20 protein-coding genes and 2 pseudogenes are annotated in these 20,942 nt (G+C 69.4%); 9 read left to right on the top strand and 13 right to left on the bottom strand.

What is annotated here, in order from left to right; translation table 11 throughout:
* Nucleotides 1–71: 71 nt before the first annotated feature.
* Nucleotides 72–713 (top strand): annotated as a pseudogene (locus tag ACFVWD_RS47825) (transposase); the annotation flags it as partial.
* A gap of 24 nt (nucleotides 714–737) precedes the next feature.
* Here the strand turns inward: ACFVWD_RS47825 and ACFVWD_RS47830 are convergent.
* Nucleotides 738–1,325, bottom strand: coding sequence for a histidine phosphatase family protein (locus ACFVWD_RS47830; RefSeq protein ID WP_389604644.1), 588 nt, complete (start codon nucleotides 1,323–1,325; stop codon nucleotides 738–740).
* A 21-nt stretch (nucleotides 1,326–1,346) separates the two neighbouring features.
* Between ACFVWD_RS47830 and ACFVWD_RS47835 the strand changes: the two genes are divergently transcribed.
* From ACFVWD_RS47835 to ACFVWD_RS47850, 4 genes are all read left to right on the top strand, one after another.
* Nucleotides 1,347–1,835, top strand: a complete 489-nt coding sequence (locus ACFVWD_RS47835) for a hypothetical protein (RefSeq protein ID WP_389604675.1) — start codon at nucleotides 1,347–1,349, stop codon at nucleotides 1,833–1,835.
* Nucleotides 1,832–1,993 carry a hypothetical protein gene (locus ACFVWD_RS47840; RefSeq protein WP_389604646.1) on the top strand — a complete coding sequence of 54 codons (162 nt, stop codon included), beginning with the start codon at nucleotides 1,832–1,834 and terminating at the stop codon, nucleotides 1,991–1,993. The genes ACFVWD_RS47835 and ACFVWD_RS47840 overlap by 4 nt, the downstream gene beginning before the upstream one ends.
* Nucleotides 1,994–2,168: 175 nt before the next feature.
* Nucleotides 2,169–2,507 carry a cupin domain-containing protein gene (locus tag ACFVWD_RS47845; RefSeq protein ID WP_329536038.1) on the top strand — a complete coding sequence of 113 codons (339 nt, stop codon included), beginning with the start codon at nucleotides 2,169–2,171 and terminating at the stop codon, nucleotides 2,505–2,507.
* Between the two features lie 798 nt (nucleotides 2,508–3,305).
* Nucleotides 3,306–3,761, top strand: coding sequence for a DUF6884 domain-containing protein (locus tag ACFVWD_RS47850; protein WP_389604647.1), 456 nt, complete (start codon nucleotides 3,306–3,308; stop codon nucleotides 3,759–3,761).
* Nucleotides 3,762–4,090: 329 nt separating this feature from the next.
* Here ACFVWD_RS47850 and ACFVWD_RS47855 read toward each other — a convergent pair whose 3' ends face one another.
* From ACFVWD_RS47855 to ACFVWD_RS47870, 4 genes are all read right to left on the bottom strand, one after another.
* A complete protein-coding gene (locus ACFVWD_RS47855) occupies nucleotides 4,091–5,494 on the bottom strand; it encodes a carboxypeptidase regulatory-like domain-containing protein (protein WP_389604648.1) in 1,404 nt (467 codons plus the stop codon).
* 455 nt (nucleotides 5,495–5,949) lie between these two features.
* Nucleotides 5,950–6,138: a hypothetical protein gene (locus ACFVWD_RS47860; protein WP_389604649.1), complete on the bottom strand. Its 189-nt coding sequence runs from the start codon at nucleotides 6,136–6,138 to the stop codon at nucleotides 5,950–5,952.
* A gap of 220 nt (nucleotides 6,139–6,358) precedes the next feature.
* The gene (locus ACFVWD_RS47865) at nucleotides 6,359–6,625 is read right to left on the bottom strand and encodes a hypothetical protein (RefSeq protein WP_389604651.1); all 267 of its coding nucleotides are present in this window, start codon (nucleotides 6,623–6,625) and stop codon (nucleotides 6,359–6,361) included.
* Between the two features lie 1,137 nt (nucleotides 6,626–7,762).
* Nucleotides 7,763–8,632 carry an endonuclease/exonuclease/phosphatase family protein gene (locus ACFVWD_RS47870; protein ID WP_389604673.1) on the bottom strand — a complete coding sequence of 290 codons (870 nt, stop codon included), beginning with the start codon at nucleotides 8,630–8,632 and terminating at the stop codon, nucleotides 7,763–7,765.
* 1,461 nt (nucleotides 8,633–10,093) lie between these two features.
* Here ACFVWD_RS47870 and ACFVWD_RS47875 point away from each other — a divergent pair.
* Nucleotides 10,094–10,915 carry an NAD-dependent epimerase/dehydratase family protein gene (locus ACFVWD_RS47875; RefSeq protein WP_389604653.1) on the top strand — a complete coding sequence of 274 codons (822 nt, stop codon included), beginning with the start codon at nucleotides 10,094–10,096 and terminating at the stop codon, nucleotides 10,913–10,915.
* A 106-nt stretch (nucleotides 10,916–11,021) separates the two neighbouring features.
* Nucleotides 11,022–11,588, top strand: coding sequence for a sigma factor (locus ACFVWD_RS47880; protein ID WP_389604655.1), 567 nt, complete (start codon nucleotides 11,022–11,024; stop codon nucleotides 11,586–11,588).
* A gap of 46 nt (nucleotides 11,589–11,634) precedes the next feature.
* On the opposite strand, the gene ACFVWD_RS47885 is transcribed toward ACFVWD_RS47880, so the two are convergent.
* Nucleotides 11,635–12,243 carry a TetR/AcrR family transcriptional regulator gene (locus ACFVWD_RS47885; protein WP_389604657.1) on the bottom strand — a complete coding sequence of 203 codons (609 nt, stop codon included), beginning with the start codon at nucleotides 12,241–12,243 and terminating at the stop codon, nucleotides 11,635–11,637.
* 160 nt (nucleotides 12,244–12,403) lie between these two features.
* Here ACFVWD_RS47885 and ACFVWD_RS47890 point away from each other — a divergent pair, with 160 nt between their 5' ends.
* Entirely contained in the window at nucleotides 12,404–12,856 is a 453-nt protein-coding gene (locus ACFVWD_RS47890) for an iron chaperone (RefSeq protein ID WP_389604659.1), read from the top strand.
* Nucleotides 12,857–13,058: 202 nt separating this feature from the next.
* Here ACFVWD_RS47890 and ACFVWD_RS47895 read toward each other — a convergent pair whose 3' ends face one another.
* The 6 genes from ACFVWD_RS47895 to ACFVWD_RS47920 form a co-directional block, all read right to left on the bottom strand.
* Complete coding sequence (locus ACFVWD_RS47895) at nucleotides 13,059–13,964, bottom strand: 3-hydroxyacyl-CoA dehydrogenase (protein ID WP_389604661.1); 906 nt, start codon at nucleotides 13,962–13,964, stop codon at nucleotides 13,059–13,061.
* Nucleotides 13,961–14,950, bottom strand: coding sequence for a 3-hydroxyacyl-CoA dehydrogenase NAD-binding domain-containing protein (locus ACFVWD_RS47900; RefSeq protein WP_389604663.1), 990 nt, complete (start codon nucleotides 14,948–14,950; stop codon nucleotides 13,961–13,963). Before ACFVWD_RS47900 ends, ACFVWD_RS47895 begins: the two co-directional genes overlap by 4 nt.
* Nucleotides 14,951–15,294: 344 nt before the next feature.
* Nucleotides 15,295–16,527 carry a CaiB/BaiF CoA transferase family protein gene (locus tag ACFVWD_RS47905; RefSeq protein WP_389604664.1) on the bottom strand — a complete coding sequence of 411 codons (1,233 nt, stop codon included), beginning with the start codon at nucleotides 16,525–16,527 and terminating at the stop codon, nucleotides 15,295–15,297.
* Between the two features lie 5 nt (nucleotides 16,528–16,532).
* A complete protein-coding gene (locus ACFVWD_RS47910) occupies nucleotides 16,533–17,759 on the bottom strand; it encodes an acyl-CoA dehydrogenase family protein (protein WP_389604666.1) in 1,227 nt (408 codons plus the stop codon).
* Between the two features lie 283 nt (nucleotides 17,760–18,042).
* Nucleotides 18,043–18,282 carry a helix-turn-helix domain-containing protein gene (locus tag ACFVWD_RS47915; RefSeq protein WP_389604668.1) on the bottom strand — a complete coding sequence of 80 codons (240 nt, stop codon included), beginning with the start codon at nucleotides 18,280–18,282 and terminating at the stop codon, nucleotides 18,043–18,045.
* 144 nt (nucleotides 18,283–18,426) lie between these two features.
* Nucleotides 18,427–19,122, bottom strand: a complete 696-nt coding sequence (locus tag ACFVWD_RS47920; protein WP_211118430.1) for a type 1 glutamine amidotransferase domain-containing protein — start codon at nucleotides 19,120–19,122, stop codon at nucleotides 18,427–18,429.
* Between the two features lie 363 nt (nucleotides 19,123–19,485).
* On the opposite strand from ACFVWD_RS47920, the gene ACFVWD_RS47925 reads away from it, so the two are divergent.
* Nucleotides 19,486–20,019, top strand: a complete 534-nt coding sequence (locus ACFVWD_RS47925) for an AAA family ATPase (protein WP_389604670.1) — start codon at nucleotides 19,486–19,488, stop codon at nucleotides 20,017–20,019.
* A gap of 66 nt (nucleotides 20,020–20,085) precedes the next feature.
* On the opposite strand, the pseudogene ACFVWD_RS47930 reads toward ACFVWD_RS47925, so the two are convergent.
* Nucleotides 20,086–20,876 (bottom strand): annotated as a pseudogene (locus ACFVWD_RS47930) (transposase); the annotation flags it as partial.
* Between the last annotated feature and the right edge of the window lie 66 nt (nucleotides 20,877–20,942).

Below are 20,942 nucleotides of genomic sequence, written 5' to 3' on the forward strand. Positions count from 1 at the left end.
CCACGGCGGCGTAACAGGCTGAAGGCCTAGGCCGTGTCTTCAAAAGAAGAGTGGTGGATCATGGTCGGGTGATATGTCGCCATGAACTGTCCGATGCCGAGTGGGAGTTCGTCGGACCGCCGCTGCCGGTGTCACTGCGGGGCCGGAAGCGGCTGGACGACCGCAGGGTGCTCAACGGGATCGTGTGGAAGTTCCGCACCGGGACGGCCTGGCGGGACGCTCCGGAGCGGTACGGCCCGTGGGCCACGCTGCACACCCGCTTTCGCCGATGGGCGCTGGACGGCACCTTCGAGCGCATGCTCCGGGCCGCCCGGGCGCACGCCGACGCGGCTGGGGACATCATCTCCATCGGCGTCTCCGCTGCCAACACTCATGACAGGCAGGGCCTGGAGCCCCTGGTGCGGGGCATCCCGCCCATCCGCTCCCACCGCGGGTCCCGTCGACGACGGCCCGCCAAGCTCCATGCCGACAAGGGCTACGACTACGACCACTTGCGCCGATGGCTCCGGTTCCCGAACATCACCCCGCGCATCGCCCGCAAGGGCACCGAGTCCTCTCAGCGGCTGGGCCGCCACCGTTGGACCGTGGAGCGGACGGTGGCGTGGCTGGCCGGGAGCCGCTGCCTGCACCGTCGCTACGAGCGCAAAGCGGAACATTACCTGACCTTCGTCGGGATCGCCGCAGCGCTCATTTGCTTCAGGCGCCTCTCACGGCAGGCGCGAGGCAGCGGGCTGGCGCTACGGGACGTTCCAGGCGGCGATGAACGGCTGCTCGCCCTCGGTGGCCAGGAAGCTGAGCGTGCCTGGATGAGGATGGCCGAGCAGGCGGCTGGCGGACGCGTCGAGGCCGAGCCAGCGCACGGTGAGCACGCGCGCCAGATGACCGTGCGCGACGACGGCGACATCGCCGTCGCCCAGCAGCGGCCGGATCCGGTCCAGCACCGCGTCCGTACGCGCGGCGACCTGCTGGATCTGCTCGCCAGGATGGTCGGCATCGCCGGGAATGACGCCGTCCCGCCACAAGTCCCAACCCGGCCGCATCTCCCGGATCTGCGCCGCGGTCAGGCCCTCATAGCCACCGTAGTCCCACTCCATCAGGTCGGGATCGGGCCTGACGCCAGTCAGGCCCGCCAGCTCGGCCGTCCGCACAGCGCGGCTCAGCGGGCTGCTGAACACGGCAACCAGACGGCGTCGGGCCAGCCTCGGAGCGAGCGCCTTCGCCGTGACCTCCCCCGCGTCAGTCAGTGGAACGTCGGTACGGCCGGCGTGCTGGCCCGACAGGCTCCATTCGGTCTGACCGTGCCTGATCAATATCAGTTCGCCCATGGTCGCGCACGATATCTGACCATGAGGCACGGCCGAACGCTCCTCAAGAGGGGTAACCCGCTGCGGCCGTTCCGGCTCGTGTACGCCGATGGCACCGAGGTGTCGGCAGTCCGTGAGTTTCTGCACCACATGCTTGCCGACGACGCGAGTCCGGCATCGCTCCGCTCCTACGCCTACGAGCTGTTGACGTGCGTCCGGTTCTTACACGCGGTGGAGGTTCCCTGGTATCTCGCGAGCCGGGTCGAGGCCCGTGACTTCGCACCGTGGCTGAAGACCGCGAAGAAGCCGCCGCGGCAGCGCCGTCCCGACGCACCGACACCAGGGTCGGTAAACCCGATCACGGGGAAGGCCGCACCCGGCGAGAACCGTGCCGCTCGGACAAGAAGGCACGCTCGCGCGGTGGTCCGGTCGTTCTACGAGTACCACCGCGAGACGCACGGCCGACGCGAGCAGGAGCCGGCGCGGCTTCCAGCGGGTCATCAGCAGTGGAGAGGGCGGCCACTCGGGTGACGAAGTTGCTCGGCCGGGACACGAGTTGGGGCACGAACACGGAGGGCATGGGCAACGGCCGTACGTGGATGCCCGTCACTCGGCACGGCATCGAGGTCGTCGTTGCAGGAACCACGGCCGAGTTCTTCGTGACCCTGCTCGCCTGGGGCGACGACTAGGCTGTGTTAGGCAACTTCGGCCTCCCGGCGCACCGGAACGGCCCGGGGCACGTAGGTGGGATCGCCGCAGACGCCAATGTGCAGCCTCCGACCCCGTACGTCACGTTTCCAGCGGGCTCCGGCCAACCCCGGCTCGTTACTCCTTACTCCTCACTGCTTACAGAAGGTCACTGCCATGAAGAACGAGCGGGAATTCTTTTCACCGGACGCCATGCAGTGGCGCACCGGGCCGCAGCCGGGGACCGCCGAGAGGATTCTGAGCAGGGACGAGGCTGATCCGGAGGTGCTGACCCGGCTGGTGCGCTGGGAGCCCGGCCTCGACACCTCCCTCTCCGGCGTGATCCGGCACGAGTGGGTCGAGGAGGTCTATCTGCTCGAAGGCGACCTGCACGACCTGACCCTGGATCAGACCTTCTGCGCCGGAGACTTCGCCGCCCGGCCCCCGGGCATGGAACACGGCCCGTACCGCACAACCGGCGGCTGCGTGATGTTGGAGATCCGCTACCGGCCGTAGAGCGTATGCCTAGTTGCGGGTCCTCGGTGGAGGCTACGGAACCAGATGATCGCGCCGAGTAGGTGGAGTCCGGCGAGGTAGTTGGTTGGGAGCCTGTCGTAGCGGGGGGGGGCGAATCCGCGCCACTCCTTGATCTTTTCGATGGTCGTCTGCCGGTCTGGGTTCGCAACCTGTCTTGTCGGTTGGTGCTCCTGCAGCGACCTGACGAGCCGGCGCTCAATACGTGAGGCCGCCGAGCACCTGTGGCTGCACGGAGCGGGGGTGGGATCGCGTAGCAGCGGACCTGACGAGGCGGGCAGGCGCCCTGGAGGGGGCTGAGTTGGGACGCGATGTCCAGCCGAATTCTGATCATCGGCCGCCGCGCCCCCTTGATCCGAGGGCTTGTAAGTCCCCGCGGCCCGGCATCGCCGCGGTCCACAGCCCGGCTGTACGTCATCAGTGGCGGCCTCACGGTCGCCGAGCCGACCTCAGGGCGGGAACGGCAGGAACATGGCTGACCGCAATCCGTCCGTCATCACCCAGCGACAGGCCCCACCAACCGCCGGCCCCTAGGTCCTGGGCCCTTCGCGGCGAACTGCGGTTGCGGCACGCTCGGTCGTCGCACGGCAATCCCCGCCCCCGCGCCCCACGTGCCCCGGACCGAACAACCGTCCAGGTCACACTCGCCACTGTCCGCCGCTCCGGCATCACCGGCCCCCGGCCGGCAGCTCGGCGACACCGACCCCGGATGAGACCCGTACCGGACGCATTCAGCGCCGGCACCTCTGACGTCACACATGAACAGGCAGGACAACAGGCATGACAGCGAACGACTACCTCGACTGCTTCCGACCCGAACTCGTCGTCATCCCGTGCGGCAGCCGCAAACTGGGCCGACGCGCACGAGCGGCAGACCTGTATGTCGGCTCCTATCACCGTGCGTGCCGCAGTACGGGTGATGCGCTTCGGCCCGACCGGCTGCTCATCGTCTCCGCACGCTACGGCCTGCTCGACCTCGACGACGTCATCGACCCGTACGACACACCCCACGGCGCTGCCGACGCCATCACGGCCCAAGCCCTCCTGGAGCAGGCCACGGTGCGCGACATCGTGCTCCTCGACCCCGTTGTGGCCCTCGGCGGCGCGCGCCACGTCGACCTCGTCCGCACCATCTGGCCGCACGCCCGCACGCCACTGGCCGGGACACGCGGCATGGGTGAGCAAATGGCCCGACTCGCCTTGCTGCGCAAGGGACGCGACCAGCGGCTGATGTGACACCGCATGCCGATGCGGGAAGGCGGCCCGGCCCCGGCCTGCAGCTGCGTGGCCGCGCTCGCACGTGCGCAGGGCGGGACAGTGCAGGGCGGGGCAGGCAGCGGCAGCGGCGTGCCGACGGCCGTGGAGCCTCCTACCGGCCCGGCGAGCAGGTCCGCGCCGCGGTGGGCGACGGCCACGACCGCGCCGCGAAACAACGCCCGCACCAGTCCCGAACGGCACCCGACGGGACGGGCGACCTCTCCCACCCCGATGCCCCGATGATCACGCGAAGCCACGGCGGGCCCGCTCCGAACGCGCGAAGCGGGCCCGTCAGTGACAGGAGCCGTTCATCCCTCGTCGTGTGCCAGCGTCAGATCAAAGGCGTCCAGGCCGGCGGCACCAAGGGTGAGGGATGCCGCCCGGGCCGGGTACCCCGCTGCGACGACGGTGTACTGGTCGGCTTCGAGACCGGTGAAGGCGTACGAGCCGTCCGCGCCGGTGAGTGCGATGCCTACGACGTCGCCCGCCGGGTCCAGCAGGGTGACGCGGGCCTCGGAAACCGGGCGCCCGTCCGTGGTGCTGCTGCGGACGGTACCCCTGAGCACGGGCGCCACGCGGCGGGGCGCGTCCGGCTCGGCGGATCGGCGGCGCGCGTGCTGAACGACGGATCGGCGGCGCACGTGCCCGGCGGCGTAGCGCAGGGAGCGGCTCACCACCACCATCCAGGCAATGACCACCAGCACATAGAGCACGACAGCCGCCCATACGAACAGCTGCGAGCCGGTCCGCGCCGCGAGAGCGCTCGTGGCCGTCACAGAGGCGCCCACCGGGAAGATGAAGGACCACCACGTGGGCGCGAAGGGCAGCCCGCCCCGGACCGTCCGTGCGGTCAGCCCCGCGGCGAGCACCAGCCACAACATGGCGAAGCCCCACACCGACACTCCCCCGAGCAACGCGGCGACCGCGGTGCCCCGTGCATAGGGCGCGGGGAATGCGCTCGGCGCCACCGCCGCCAGCGCGCCGAGCGCCGTCACCGACTGGCCCAACGCCCCCAGGCCGATCCACACCGTGGGCACCACTGTTGCGGCAGGTACGTCGTGGTGCACCAGGCGGCCGTAGATCATGGCCAGCACCAGCAGCGCCGCCACGAAGCCGAGACCCAGCATTGCGTAGCAGCCCAGCAGCAGGGCGAGCCGCAGTTGCCCGGCCGGTGCGTGGGGCACCAGCAGCGCGCCCGTCGCGGCGGAGACCATCGGCGGCACCACCGGCATCAGCCAGCCGCCGAACGCCGCGTCCGGCGCGAAGCGGTGCCGGGTGACCATCAGGTACGGCACCGTGCACGCCGTGACAAGACCGAGCACGGTACCGAGCGACCAGAGCACCCAGTCCACACCCAGCGCTGCCTCGAGCCCGATCAGCCTCCGGCCCAACACCAGCGCCCCGGCGCCCACCGTGAGCAGCGCCACCGGCGGCGCGCCGAAGAACTGGGCCGCCACCGGATCAGCCGCGTGTACCCGCAGCGCCCGCTGCCTGAGGTAACCGACGGCCAGCAGGATCAGCAGCAGCGCGGCGCCCAGCCAGACCACCGTGGCGAAAGTCCGCAGCCCGGGAAAGCTCCGGGGCAGCGTGACCGCCGCGTTGGCGACGATGCCCGTGCCCATGACCGCCGCGAACCAGCTGGGGCCGAATACCGCACGCGTCGTTCTGTCTGCGGCAAGCGGCGAAGGACGGGCGGGCGAGGAGGAATTCATGACCCAAACCTAGGGCGGGGCCGGGGCGACACCGCCCGTCATGTCCAGATGCGAGGGGCTTGGAGCACATATCGAGCGACCACCGCAGTGCGGCAGTCCCGCAGGGCCGATCGTCTTTCCCGAGACCACGAGTTGTCCCGCGCAACATCACGCGTACCTGACAGTCCGTCACCGCTCAGGGACTGCCGTGTCGATGGCTTCTGGTGCTGAGCAGCTGTTGGCACCGGACGGCGGTGAGGGCCGACAGCGCGGCGGAGAAAGTCAGACATGGCCGATCGCCACATTCCGCCGTGCTGGGCTGGACCGGTCTGGTCCGGAGAGTACGGCTGCGTCTGTACGCGCGGCACACCAGCCCATCCCCCTGGCGGGGCGGCCGAACGGAGCCCATTGCGTACGTCCACTGCAGGCACCAGCCGACCGGCTCCGGCCTCGGGGCGACAGGACACTGCCCGCCGTCATGGCGGATGGACGGGAGGCGGTTCTTCGCACCCGGCTGCCGGTCGCCGTCCGTCCTGCGGCCCGAGGAGGTCTCCGGAGCACTCGGCCTCTTCGTTGAGAGCCGCGAGGTCGTCGAACGGCTCTTCGCCGCTGGCCAGTGGCGGCTGGGCGACCCCGAGGTCCTGGTCGTGCTGGACGCCGGACATGACGCACTCTCTCGCGTCCCTCAGGGCGGACTCGACGTCCCGCCGGGCTCACGAGCGGACCGCGGGGGCCCTCCGCGCGCAACCGCCCGTCCCGGACGAGACGGACGCCTCGGCAGAACGGCTCCGCCGAGGTGAAAGACGAGCGGGACAACCGCAGGCGCTCGGGCGGCAAGGAAGAGGGTGATGGGGCGAGCCGAGAAGGCGCGTACGGGACCGCCGGTTACCGCGGGGCCTGGCGGCACGCCTCGGCTGCGACGGCGCCTGCCACCCCGGCCCGGGCCAGATCGCCGACGCAGCCGCTCTGGTCGCCCACCAGGCCGACGTAACACGCCATCCGGACGGCGTCCGTGACCTCGGTGCCCTGGTCCCGGACATAGTTCTGGCAGGCCTCGATGTCCGCGTGAGCGGCTGGTGCGGCGATGACGGTGCCGCCCAGGGCGAGGGCCAGGCCGGCGAGAACACTGGGAATACAAGCCGAACGACGCATGAGGATGCACCTGCTCTCTGGGTCGGATCACGCGGTCCTGGGCGCGCCGGACCGTGGGCGGGGGCGGCGGCGAGAACGCTCCGAGAGACGGAATCCCCCGGAATCCCCCGGGGATCGAGCACCACAGAGGTAGAGCAGGCGGTGTGCCGTGCCTGTCGTGCGGGTGGTGTGCGCTTCCCACGAGACCTGATCGGTCCGGTATCGGCCACCCTCGCTCATACGACGCTAGAGCACTCCGTGAGCGCCCGCACTCCCGGGAAGACGGATCCCGGCGCCTGTATGCCGACGACGCCGTCATTCCCCAGGGACTGTGGCCAGGTGATTCCCCAGGCACTGGCCTGACCGGAGGCCGACCGGCCAGGCCGCGTAAGGGGGTGGGAGGCGCGTGCCGGGGATCACGCTGTCAATCCCCAGCGCCTCGGGCAGGGGGATGGTGTCCTCGTCGGGATCACCATCTTGTCGGATGGGTTCTTGGGATGTTCGCCGGGCCAGCAGCCGGGGCCCTTCATGACGACCTGATGGCCGGCGTTGACCAGTCGGCCGCGGAGGAACTCGGCGACGACGGACTTGGGGAGCCGCTCGGACATGAGTCCGCAGAGGTCGTCGGTATGAAGCGCGGTCAACTGGCGCAGGGCGAAGCCGTCGAGGACGAGCAGACCGGGGCGGCCCCGATGCCGTGGCCGAAATGCCGCGAAGCGACTTTCACGGTTGCACAGAGGTGGGATCGGACGGGGGACCATTTGATGCCTTGACGCTGTCGGAGCTTGATGTCCCAGTGGGCAACGCTCCCGGAAGGCCCGCTGCGTCCGGCGCCGCAACTGATTCGGCGTCAACCCCTGCGTCAGGGGCCTTCAGTTGCTTCAGTGCACCGCACTCGCCCGCCTCCTCGATTTCTCGCTGTCTGCACGCCCCACCGTGCCCATGCTGCCCGCGCCGAGATGCCCGGCCAGCCGGAAGCGGCCGGGTACAAGATCGCAGGTCTGTACTGCCCATGCCGCATCCCCCGCCCCTCCGCACTTGCGTGACGCCTCCTCACCCCAACTGTCGTATCTCGGCCGACTCATCGGCGAGTCCGTCATGGCCGAGTGAACAGATCTCCGTACGTGGCTGGGTCGGCCCCACAGGCATGCCCGGAGGTCAGGAGGCGAGGCTGATGTCCGCGGCGATCGGAAGGTGGTCGCTGCCGGTGGCGGGCAGGGTCCGGACGTGGGTGACGGTCGCCGAGCGAGTCATGATGTGGTCGATCCGGGAGATGGGGAAGACCGCGGGCCAGCTGAAGGCGAAGTCCCGCGCCGGCGGATTCATGTGCGACATGACCGGGGCCAACCCGCGATCGTCCATCGTGCCGTTGAAGTCACCCAGAAGGATCACCCTTTCCAGGTCCTCGGCGGCGATGGCATCGCCCAGCAGTCCGGCGCTTTCGTCCCGATAGCCGCAGTCGAAGCCGCTCAGTCGGACGCGGACCGACGGCAGGTGGACGACATAGACGGCGACCTCGCCCCACGGCGTACGCGCGCCGACGCGCAGCCCACGGCGCCAGCCCTCGTCAATCGCCATGGGCTTGATGTCCAACAGCCGTACGTCTGCCAGCGGGTATACCGACCAGAGACCGACGGTGCCTTCGACCGCGTGGTAAGGGTAGACGGGTGCCAGGGCCCTCTCGTAGAGCGGCACCGCGGAGGGCGTCAGCTCTTCCAGGGCGATGAGCTCCGGCCCGGCGTTGACCAGAGCTTGCGCGGTACGGGCGGGAGCGGTGTTCTCGTCACTGACGTTGTGCTGGATCGCCGTGATGTCGTGTGCGCCGCGCTCCCCGGAGAAAAGCGGCCCGCCGAAGAGGTCAGCCCAGACAGCCACGGGGAGCAGCAAGGCCACCAGCGCGGTGGCCGAGCGGCGCAGCAGGGCCGGAACGAGCAGCGTCGGGACGGCCAGGCCGAGCCAGGGCAGGAATGCCTCCAGCAGACTGCCCAGGTGACCCACGGTGTTGGGCACGGCGGTGTGGAAGACCATCAGGCCCGAAGTCAGCACGGCAAGCACTGCAAGAACACGCCCACGCGCCCAGCACGACCGGCCCCTGGCATCCTCACCCCACCCCCACCCTCGCTGCCACCGCCCCTGGCCTGTGTGACGCGGCCTCCACCGGGGCCGGGGTGCCGCGGTCTTGGGTCCCGGCGCCCCGCTGCTGTCCACCTGCTCCACCTGTTCCCCCCACCTGCCACCCGTCCCCGGCCTGGCGCCACGAGCACGGCCTGCCCGCTACCACGCATGGCCCGGTGATCAGGGTTCCGGCCCGGAAGCATTGGTAGGGCCGAGTAGTCGCGTGCCATCACTTCCGCGCGGTGGTGCGGCAGTTGCGCCACCCAGAACGGCGCGGCGGGCTCCCCGAGCGAGGTCTTCCTCTTCTGGTACGGCCTGAACAGGGCCGCCACGGCCGACGCGCCGGTGCCTGCCCTGCGCACCGAGCGGTTCCCTTTCCCGCCACCCCTTCCGCTCCAAGTCCTGGCGCGGCAGACCGCCCTCGCGCAGCCACCGCGCCAGTCGCCGTCCGGAGTCCGGAGTCCGATCGCAGCTTCTCGGCCGCGCGCACCACCTGCTCGTCCGGTGCGGGGGCGCGCTCAGAAGGGCCTGGGCCAGGTCCACCGGGGCGCGGAGGAGGCCGAGATCCACCAGCTCCGAGATCCGCTCCACGAGTACGGCGGCGTCCAGTCTGCCGGTGGTGAGACTCGACACGGCCAGGAGGAACGACTGCGTGCCGGACTCGATGACATCCATCGCCTCGGTCAGCCGTGCCATGAGCATGGTCCCGGCCAGGGAGGGTTCGTGTATGGCGTACGGGGTGCCCAGGCGGAGTTGGACGGCTGTCTCCCTCGGCTCGTCGCCGCGACGTGCTCGGTGACGTGTTCTGTGATGCCCTCCCGCGGTACGGGTGCGCCGAGCAGGTCGGCGGCTCGTTCCGCGAGCCCGGGGCTGAGCCGTCCGGCGGCCGTCCGCAGCTCCGGCAACACCGAATCACCAAGTCACCGACGGTCTTGAGGTGGCGGGCGACCACGTTGAGGGCGCGCTCTTGCCGGTACACGGCGGCGAAGGTCAGACCGGCCGTGAGGACACCTCCGTGCAGCAGCGCCAGGGGACGTCGGGAACAGTCCCCCGCACCGTGGTTCTCGTACTGCATCGCCAGGCCGTTGACCGTGGCGAAGGCAGAACGGTCCGGCTCGGTGCCCGGGAGGTCGTCCCCTGATGTGTGCTGCATCCCGTGCGTTCTGCTGCGCTCTTCCGGTCCCTGACCCCGTGGCCAGGTCCGGCCCTGGGCCGGCGGGCGGCGGACCTGTTCCCGTCTAGGACTGTGCCCGGGCGGCACCGACGGCCTCCTCCCTGCCTCTTTCCGCCTCCGCCCTCCGATGTCACAGAACGGCGGGGCTGTCTCGTCTCAGATCGTCGAAGACAGACTCCGAAATCAGGAAGGTGATGGTCATGCGGGTGTTCGTTGCAGGCGGGAGTGGAGTCCTCGGGCGGCGGCTGGTGCCGCAGCTCGTGGCTCGTGGTCACCAGGTGACGGCCGCGACAACGAGCACGGCCAAGCTCGGCTTCGTGGAGCAACTGGGCGCGGACGGCATCGTGATGGACGGACTGGACCCGGTGTCCGTCGGCGAAGCGGTGGCGGCCGCCCGCCCGGACGTGATCGTGCACCAGATGACCGGGATCAGCATGGCTCACGCGGGCAAGCGCGACCTGAAGCACTTCGACCGGTGGTCCCTGCCCACCATCAGGCTGCGCACGGAGGGAACCGATCACCTGCTGGCCGCCGCCGAGGCGACCGGCGTGCCGCATTTCGTCGCGCAGGGCTACGCCAACTGGAACGGGATCCGCGAGGGCGCCTGGGTGAAGACCGGGGAGGACCCGCTGGATCTGCACGAGAAAACACCCGCGCACCCGGCGATGGCGGCCCTGCGACACGTCGTGGACGCCGTCACCGACGCCGGCGGCGCGGTGATGCGATACGGCGCGTTCTACGGGCCCGGCGCCACCGACGACCAGGTCGTACTCGTCCGCAAGCGGCAGTTCCCGCTGGCCGGCAAAGGCACCGGCTACGCCTCCTGGGTACATCTCGACGACGCGGCGAGCTCCACCGTCCTGGCCGTCGAGCAGAAAGCGAGGGGCGTGTTCAACATCGTCGATGACGACCCGGCCCCGGCCTGCGAGTGGCTGCCCCATCTCGCGGCGTGCGCGAGGGCGAAGCAGCCGGTGCGCATCCCCCGTGGCTGGCCCGGCTGCTGGCCGGACAGGTGGTGGTGACGATGATGACCGAGGGGCGCGGCTTCTCCAACACCAAGGCCAAGCGGGAGCTCGGCTGGGAGCCGCGCTATCCGTCGTGGCGGCAGGGCTTCGAGGAGGGGCTGGCGTGACCCGGACCGAGGAGTTCGAACAGCTGCGGCCGCTGTTGTTCTCGATCGCCTACCGGATTCTGGGCAGCGTGACCGAGGCCGAGGACGCGGTCCAGGAGACCTGGCTGCGCTACGAGCTCTCCCCCACCCGGCCCGCGTCGGCCAAGGCGTTCCTCTCGGCCGTGGTCACCCGGATCTCGGTCGACGTGCTGCGCTCGGCCCGCCTGCGGCGGGAGGAGTACGTCGGGCATGTCAGTAGTGCCGCCGGGTCGCTGACCCTCACGAGCGACCCGGACGGCCCGCCGGCGGCTCTGCCGACGTCGGCCGCGTACGCACCCTCCAAGACCGCGCTGAACGCACTGAACGCACTGAACGCACTGACCGTGCATTACGCCAATGAACTGCGCAAGAACGGCATCCTCATCAACGCCGCCGACCCCGGCTATGTGGACACGGAGATCAACAACCACAGCGGGTACCTCACGGCCGCGCAGGGCGCCGCGGTCCTGGTGCGCCTGACCACGCTCGGCGCGGACGGGCCGACCGGTGGTCTTTTCAGCGAGGACGGCCCAGTGCCCTGGTGATGGTGATCGTGGACAGCGGCTGCCACAACGGAGCCGTCCCGCAAGATCAATCGTCCGACAGGCCCTGGTCGGTGGTTCCGTAGGCGGCCATGAACATGTCCAGCAGTCCGTCGATCGCGTCCTCGTCGATGGGGCGGGTCGACAGCAGGCTGCGGTAGTACAGAGTGCCGCACAACACTTCGGCGGCGAATTCCAGATTCGCTTCTGCGGCCAGTTCACCGGTGTGTTGGGCGCGGGTGATCCGATCGAGGGTGCTCTGCTCGACGGTGGCCAGGAATCGTTCGTGCAAGGTCGCCCGCAGCGTGGAATCGGCCTGCGCTTCTGCGATGACCGCACGGTAGATGGGGCCGATCGGCGGGCTGGAGAGGGCGAAGCCTGAACGTAGGAACTGTTCGCGCAGATCCCTTCGGACGTCCCCGGTGTCGCGGTAGTCCAGGTCCCTGGTCCACACACGACTGAGCGCGTCGAGCAGGAGCGCCGCCTTGGACGGCCAGCGCCGGTAGATCGTGTGTTTTCCGACCCCGGCCCGCCGGCCGACGGCCTCGATGCTCAGGCCCGCGTAACCGACCTCCGCAGCCAGATCGAGGGTTGCCCGCAGCAGCTCTTCGGTGCGCGCGGCGCCTCGGCGCCGTGGCGTGGCTGGCGTGTCGGTCATGCACGCACTCTATCGGCACGCGGCGTGCCGTTGACAATGCCGAGGACTGCGCGCAGCATTCAATACCGATCGGCACGATGCGTGCCGATGATGGAGTGACGGCGTGTCGCCGTACGCGCCCAAGATCCCGCCACATCGGATCAACAAAGGAAGATCTGCCATGAGCAGCACCGACAGCAGCACGCATGAGGGATTCACGGTCGAGGAACGGGCCGCGATGAAGGACCACGCCCAAGAGCTGAAGACAGCAGCGCGCCGCGGCTCACGCGCGGACAAGGCGGCGGAGGCGGAGCGGGACGTGCTCGCGAAGATCGCCGAGATGCAGGACTCGGACCGGATCATGGCCGAACGCGTCCATGCCGTCATCACAGCCGACGCCCCGGTACTCGCGCCGAAGCTCTGGTACGGGATGCCCGCCTACGCACTGGACGGCAAGGTCGTCTGCTTCTTCCAGAGCGCGGCGAAGTTCAAGGCGCGCTATGCGACGCTCGGGTTCAGCGACCAGGCGAAGCTGGACGAAGGCACGATGTGGGCGGCCGGTTTCGCCCTGACCGAGGTGACGCCCGAGGTGGAGGCGCGGATCCGTGCGCTCGTGAAGCAGGCGGTGAGCTGAAGCCGCGCCCGGGGTCTGCGGCATATACGCGCGCTCGGCGGTCTGGCGCTACTGATTCGGCATCTGCTGCGCTTCTTCACTGACGGCGTCGAGGCACCGGGCCGAGCCCCGCAGGTGTCGAGTTCCGCCCACTGGCTCGGCCGTGTCCGGCAAGGAGTGCCGTCCGCCCGGAGGACGCCGGGCGGGATGTGTCAGACACGGCCTAGCCCCTCGTTCCGGTCGGCAGCGCGGCACGGGCGATGCCGGTGAGGTTGCCCTGCAGGAAGAGGATCTCCTTCTGGTTCGATCCATTGAGATCGGCCCCGTAGACGTTCCCGCCGAGGTCGGTCACATACATGCGGCCGTCGTCCGGATCGAGGGCGAGGCCGATGCCTTCCATGAGGTGGGTCAACAGGATCTCGGGTGTCCGCCGCCCTTCAGGCGCGTCCATCGGCGCGCGGTTCACACTGTTGCCCCGCGGTGGGTCCCCGCGATCCGTCCAGTACAGCATGCGCTCCCTGAGGTCGAGCTCCAGGTCGATCGGCTCGGGCAGCCCCTCGAACAGCACCTCGATGTCGCCGCGTTCGGCCGCTCTCTCCCCAGCGGGCAGGTCGACTCCGGCTCGCAGGATCTTCCCGAGTCCCGCGTCACTCGGGCCCTTCTGCGTCCAGTAGAAGTGACCGCCGACCGGGTCGACGGCGACTCCCACGCACCACCTGGTCTCGTCGCGGCGGTCGTCCTCTCCCTGTCCCGTCTGTACGAGGGTCTCGACGTTGCCGCCGTCGAGGTCGCAGCGCATCACGCGCATGCCTTCGCGATCACCCCAGTACAGCTTCCGGCCGACGGCCTCGAAGTGGAGTTGCTTCGGCGTGTACGTGACGCCGCTCGGGACGATCGTCGTCCGGTTGCCTCCGTCCAGGTCCACGCGTTCGATCGAACCGTCGTTCTCCGGCGGACGGCCCATGTTCGTCCAGTAGATGTGCCCGGCCAGGACATCGACGGCGACCCCGTCGGGGATCCTGCACCCGGTGACGATGACCCTCTTTTCGGAGCCGTCGGGGTTCACGGAGAACAGGCGACCGCCACTGCTGGCCTCGAGCACGAACAGCCTTTCCTGGCGCCGCGTCACGATTCCTCCTTCGCCGGGCGACCCGCTGCGGCGTTCCGCGGGCCGTGCGGGTCGTGCTCGGCCCGCACGGCCAGCAGGGCGGACAGCATCGCGTCGCGCCCGGCGGCCAGCTCATCGACCGAGCGGCCCTGCGCCTCCTGCAGGACGCCACCCACGATTTTCTCCTTGAGCTCGGGCGTGAACTCGGGGGTGCCCAGGTCCTGCCAGGACGCCACTATGCGCGGCATGAGAGTCTCCATGAAGTGCTCGATGCCGCCCTCTCCTCCGCCGAGATGCCACAGCAGATGGGGACCCATGACGCCCCATCTGAGCCCCGGCCCCCAGGACACCGCGTCATCGGAGTCCACCACGTCGAGCACTCCCTCTTGGACCAGGTACACGACCTCTCGGTACAGCGCGGCCTGGATACGGTTGGCGACGTGCCCGGGAAGCTCCTTCTTGAGGTGAATCGGTTTCTTGCCGATCGCGGTGTAGAACGCCATGACGTCCCGGATCGTCTCCGGGGCGGTCCTCGTCCCGCCGACGACCTCGACCAGCGGGACGATGTGCGGCGGATTGAAGGGATGACCGATGACGGTCCGCTCCGGACGCCGGCATTCGGCCTGGACGACGCTCATCGTGATGCCCGACGAACTCGACGCGATGATCGCGTCCGGCGGCGTGGCGTCGTCGATGTCGGCGAACAGCTTGACCTTGAGTTCCGGACGCTCAGGCGCGTTCTCCTGTACGAAATCGGCGTCCGCGACGGCCTGACGCAGGTCCGCGGTGAAGCTCAGGCGATCGGGCGACGCATCGGGCGCGAGGCCGATCGAAGCAGCCGCGTCCCATGCGGCCTCCACATACGACCGCAGGGCCGTCTCCGCGGTGGGGGCGGGGTCCGTCGCCGTGACGTCGAAGCCCCGGACGAGATAGTACGTCGCCCAGCTCGCACCGATCGTGCCGGTGCCGACGATCGCCACGCGGTGGACAGGCTTGAGTGCGTTCATGACGGGTCACTGCTCCTGAAAGTCGGACACAGGCTGCGGGGAAGACGGCTGAGGTGGCCGGCATCGGCGGCCGCGCCAGGCGGGGGCCCGTTTCTCGACGAACGCCCCTAAGCCTTCCTGCTCCTTGACAGCTGCCAAGGCAAGCGGCGCGTTCCGCGCGACGTGGCCCCACGGTTCTCGGGCCCCCTCCGGCGCGGCGCCGGACGGGGTGAGCTCAGAAACGAGCCGGTACTCCTTGCCTGCGGCGGCGTTCAGCCGCTCGCCCGTAAGTGGTACGCGCGGCAACGGTGTAGCGAAGGAGGCGCGCTCGTGGAGCACTACGCCGGACGCGTCGGGCGCCGCGCTCATCGCGCCCCGTCCGCTTCCGCCGAGCCGGGAATCGCTCCCTCGGCGCGCAGCTCGGCGATCTCGGCGGGACCGAATCCCAGCTCGGCGAGGACCTCGTCGTTGTGCTCGCCCAGGTCCGGCGCCCGCTTCGCCGGAACCTTCGCGACGCCTCGCAGGTTGACCGGGCTGTTGACGGTGTACTCCAGCCCGCTGACTCCTTCCAGCGGCACGACGATGTCGTTCGCGCGCAGCTGCGGATCCCGCGCGGCCTCCTCCGGTGTCTGAATGAGGCTGAAGGTGACGCGTTCCCGGGTCAGGGCGTCCTTCCAGTGGGCGAAGGGCCGCGAGCGGAACTCGGCGTCGAGCAGCTCGGTCAGCGCGGTGGAGTTCTTGACGAAGCCCTCGATGTCCGCGAAACGGGGATCCTCAAGCAGCTCGGGGTGCCCGATGGCCCGTGTCAGTCCCGGCCAGTGCGAGGCTGAGGCGACGAGCATGAACCACTCGCCGTCCGCGGTCCGGTAGGGGTTGATCAGCGGGTTCGCCGGTGTCTTCCGGTCGTGGAGCTCGAACGGGGTGCCGTCGGCGAGCGCGCCGGCCACGAGCGTTCCCGTGGCCCAGACGCCCTCGGCGAGCAACGACGTGCCGACGCTCGCCCCCTGTCCCGTCCGCTCGCGGCGGTAGAGGGCGGTCACGATCGCCGCGTAGATCCCGATCGCCGACATGTAGTCGCCGCTGCCCCAGACCGGGACCGTCGGCGGGGCCCCCGCGTCCCGGGTGGAGGCCAGCAGCCCGCTGCGCGACCAGTAGGCGGTCAGGTCGAAGCCCGGCTGCCCGGCGTCGGAACCGGCATCCCCGAAGCCCGTGATGTCGGCGTAGACGACCTGCGGGTTCCAACCCGCGACCTCGTCGTAGCCGAGGTGCAGCTTCTCGCGCGTGCCGTGCGGGAAGTTGGTGATCACCACGTCGGCCCACTCGACAAGGCGTTTGAGGATCTTGGTGGCCGCCGGCGACTTCAGGTCGATGACCATCCCGCGCTTGTTGCGGTTGGCGAGGTGCCAGCTGTAGTTGGCCTGTGCCCGGGGGCTGGGCGGCACGGAGCTCAGCCCCCGCTGGGGGTCGCCCTTTCCCGGTGGCTCGATCTTGATGACGTCCGCTCCGAAGTCGGAGAGCACGGTGGCCGCGGCCGGTCCCGCGATGAAGCTCGACGCGTCGAGGACCTTCAGACCGGTGAAGACGGACTCGGTGGTCATCGTCGTCACCTCACGAAGGCGCTCAGGCCGTCGGTGACGGCACGTCCGACGATGAGGGTCTGGATCTCCCGCGTGCCCTCGTACGAGTAGATGGCCTCGGCGTCGGCGACGAAGCGGCCGACCTTGTAGTCGAGGAGGATGCCGTTGCCGGCCAGCAGCTCCCGCGCCCACCCCACGTTCTCGCGCATCCGCACGGTGCAGTAGGCCTTGGCCAGGGCGGACTGTTCATCCCGGAATACCCCGGCGTCCTGCAACTGGGCCAGCCGCGTCATCATCCCGCACGAGGCCGTGGCGTTTCCGAGCATCTTCACGAGCAGGTCCTGCACAAGCTGGAAGCCCCCGATCGGGCGCCCGAACTGCTCGCGCTCCTTCGCGTACTGCAGGGCGATCTCGTAAGCGGCGAACATCACCCCCACGGCCTGCCATGCCACCCCGCTGCGCGTCTGGCGCAGGATCTTGGCGGTGTCCTTGAACGAGTTCGCGTTCTGCAGCCGGTTGGCCTCCGGAACACGGCAGCCGTCGAGCACGATGTCGGCGTTCTGCACGATCCGCAGCGCCATCTTGTTCTCGATCTTCGTCGCGGTGAACCCGGGGGTGTCCTTCTCCACGACGAAGCCCAGCACATGACGGGTCTCGACATCGCGGGCCCAGATGACGACCAGGTCGGCGAACGTCGCGTTTCCGATCCACCGCTTCGCGCCGTCAAGGATCCATTCGTCGCCGTCGCGGCGCGCGGTCGTGTGCAGACCTCCGGCCACGTCGGAGCCGCCGTGCGGCTCGGTCAGCCCGAAGGCGCCGATCTTCTCGAAGCGGCTCATCGGCGGCAGCCACCGCCGCTTCTGTTCGTCGGAGCCGCAGGTGAGGATGGTGCCCATGGCCAGACCCGTGTGCACGCCCGCGAACGTGGCCACGGACGCGTCGACATGCGCCAGCTCCAGCGCGAGGAAGCCCGCGAGGAGGTTGCTCGGCTCGGATTCCGGGGAGTCCGGGTCGGCCCAGTCCATGAGACCGAGCCCCCCGAAGCCCTCGATCAGCTGGAAGGGAAACTCGGCCCGGGCCCAGTGGTCGTCGACGATCGGAGCGACCTGCGTGCGGAGGAACTCACGGACGGACTCGAGCCTCTCCCGTTCCGCGTCCGACAGCAGGTCCTCGTAGGCGTAGAAGTCAGCGGGCAGCAGCCCTTTGTCCAGGTAGGGACCGGATGGTGTCGGCAAGGTCGTTGCGCCACTCATGGCAATCTCCCTCAAGCGCTGCGGGGCATGGCTCGGAGATCCGCGCCCGTCAGCGCTCTCCGCGCCTGGCATTTCGGTTCTCCGGCGTGATTAAACGCGGGTCCCGGGCCGGTCCCCCGGACCCTCGCCGCGCAGGGGTGCCGTTGTCGCCGCGGACCACTCCAGTGGCCCGTCCCGGCCCGTGTGGGAGAGGTGACGGAGGTCTGCGAGATGCGCGCCGCATACGGGATCCAGTGCATCGGGTGCGCTGGATCCTGGTCCGTCCCACCGCCGTCACGGCGGGTCAACACAGGGCCCGCGACAAGCGCCCGGCCCGGGCCAGGGAGGAGATGGACACGCTCGCCGGTGCCGGCTCTCCTGTCCTCTCCCCCTTCTGAAGCCACCATTGCACCGACCGCACGCTGACACGTAACTCCCTCGCGACCGCGGCACAGTCGTACCCCTGGGCAAACAACTCGGCCGCCTGCATACGAATCCGCTCGCGAAACGCCCGTCGTTCCGCGGTCAGCCCACCACCTCGCATGGACTCGGCTGGATAACACCCTCAACGCCGCCCGGGGGTGGCGCGAGCGGCAGGCCATGACGCGAGAGGGTCCTCAGTGCTTCGTGCCGAGAGCCGGGTGGCCGCCGTACGCGGAAGGCTCCGGCGGGATCACTCCAGGCATGGTCACTTGAGGGTCTCCAGCAGCCGGTCCGCCAGGACCGCGGCCGAGTGTGGGTTCTGCCCGGTGATGAGGTTGCGGTCCTCCACCATGTACGGCTCCCAGATCGGGCCGCGGCTGAAGTCGACGCCGACCTTCTCCTTCAGCTCGGTCTCCAGCAGCCACGGTGCCCTGGAGGCAATTCCGACGGCCTCCTCTTCTTCATCGGTGAAGCAAGTGACCCGGTAGCCCTTGAAGGGCGATTCGCCGTGGATCCTGGTGGCCAGCATCGCGGAGGGAGCGTGGCACACGATCGCAAGTGGGTTCCCCGAGGCGAGCTGCGCCGTCAGCAGCCGGCCCACGTCGGCGTCGAACGCCAAATCCGACATCGGACCGTGACCGCCGGGCAGGTACACCGCGTCGTAGTCCTCCAGGCGGACGTCCGACAGCTTGAGGGGCCGCCGCATTGTCTCCGCGGACCGGATGATGGCCTCCAGCTCGAGGGCGCCCTCTTCGCCGCCCGCCATCGAGGGACGCAGGCTCATCATGTCGACGTTCGGGGTCACACCGCCGGGTGTCGCGACCACGACATCGTGGCCGGCCTCCGTGATCTTCTTGTACGGCACCGCGAACTCTTCGGCCCAGTAGCCCGTCGCGTATCTGGTGCCGTCCTTGAGCACCCAGTACGTCGCCCCACTCACGATGAAGAGCACTTTCGCCATCACACTCCGCCTCCTCGCCCCCCGCCCGGCTTGTTACGAAATTCGACTGAATTCCAGCGTAGGCACACACATCACCAGACGCATACGAAGGGCTTCCCCACCACCCCATCCGCAACGCCTTACAACGGCTAACACAATGAGCGCGATTGGATTTGGTGGTGGTGCCAAGCGGGAAGGATTGAGCGTTCGGCTGGTTGACGGATCCGCGCCCTGCCGGTCACAGGGACGAGAAGTCAGCGCCGAAGCACGCCAGTTAGTACTCCAGCTGCAGATCGTGATCTTGCCGGTGGGGTAGGGCTGCGGCCATAGGCACAGAGCGACATCGGATCGCGTGGTGTGATCACGAGCTGGCAGGCTGCCTTCATGGATCACGCGGAGGTACTGCTCATCGGAGGGCGTGCTGGTGTCGGCAAGACGACAGTGGCCTGGGAGGTTTCGGCACGGCTGCGAGCCGTGGCGGTCTCTCACGCAGTCATCGAGGGTGACTTCATGGGGCAGGTACATCCGGCCCCAGAGGGGGATCCGCACCGCTCGGAGATCACCGAGAGCAATCTGACTGCCGTATGGGGAAACTTCGCCCAGCGTGGTTACCGCCGCCTGATCTATACGAACACCCTGAGTGTGCTGCCCAAGACAACGGGCATGTTCGAGCGCGCCATGGGGGCAGGCGTGCGGATCGTACGGGTTCTGCTCACCGCATCCGACACCACCGCCGGCGAGCGGTTGGCGGGCCGGGAGCTCGGCTCAGAACTGGAGCAGGAGCTGACGGCGAGCGCCCACAAGGCACGGCTCTTGGACGAGCGGGCAGTTGCTGACACTGTGCGGGTGGCGACGGACGGGCGGCCCGTCGCGGACATCGCCCGTGAGGTGGTGGAGGCTATCGGCTGGGGCGGTTAGCACTCCGCCGGCACATCGTGGTCTTCACGTGCGGGCCTCGGCTTGTCGCCGACCATGGCCGGTGCATTATCGCTCCTGATGACGGCGGCGCCAGTCGGACCGGCCGAGCCGGTGGGCCGCGTGGTGGAGAGGCTGGACGACGTGGGTGTTGGACAGGCGCTGCATCTCGTTTCAGGACAGCGGGACCAGTCCGTCCGGGGTGGGCCTGCGGGCGTGCTCCTCGGCGCGCACCGCTGCCGGGAAGGCGTGGGCGAGCGTCACGAGGGTGACCCAGCGGATCCGGGAGGGGTGGCGGCGGACCTGGTGCTCATCAAGGCCGGCCAGCCCTTTCTCACTCTGCAAGGTCTCCTGCGCACGCCATCTGGATCCGGCGACCTTCACCAAGGCGGTCAGCGGCACCGGATCGGGTAAGTAGCAGCGCCAGCAGGCGAGTTCACCGGTGGTGCGGTTGCGTCGGATCAGCAGCCGGCGGTGGCCCGGCGCCGGGTCGGCAGGATCGATGACACCGCAGTCGTAGCACCGCTGTCCCTTCGCGCCGCGTCCGGCCGAGAGCTTCTGCCGGGCCCGCTCGGGCACCTTCTTCACCAAGGCATCGGCGCGGAACGTGCCTGCGCCGGTGCGCACTTCGGCCGAGCAGGCCACCGCAAACACATAGCCCAGGCCACGTTCCTCGATGGCGGCCCGCAGCTTCGGGTTGCCGCCGTAGACCTCGTCACCGGTGACCCGGTCCACTTGGTGCCCGCGTCCAGGAACTGTTCGATCACCATCCCAGCCAGTTCCGGCTCGGTCACGAAGGCAGTGTCCCTGCCGAGCCCCGGGGCCCCGCCCCGGGCCCGGGCGCCCCGCCACGAGCAGGGTGATATAAACAAAAACCAGCCCCCCCGACCCAGTTAAAAAGGGGGTTGCGGCGTGGGGGGGTAAAA

Source organism: Streptomyces sp. NPDC058086 (genome assembly GCF_042885015.1).
GTDB lineage: Bacteria > Actinomycetota > Actinomycetes > Streptomycetales > Streptomycetaceae > Streptomyces.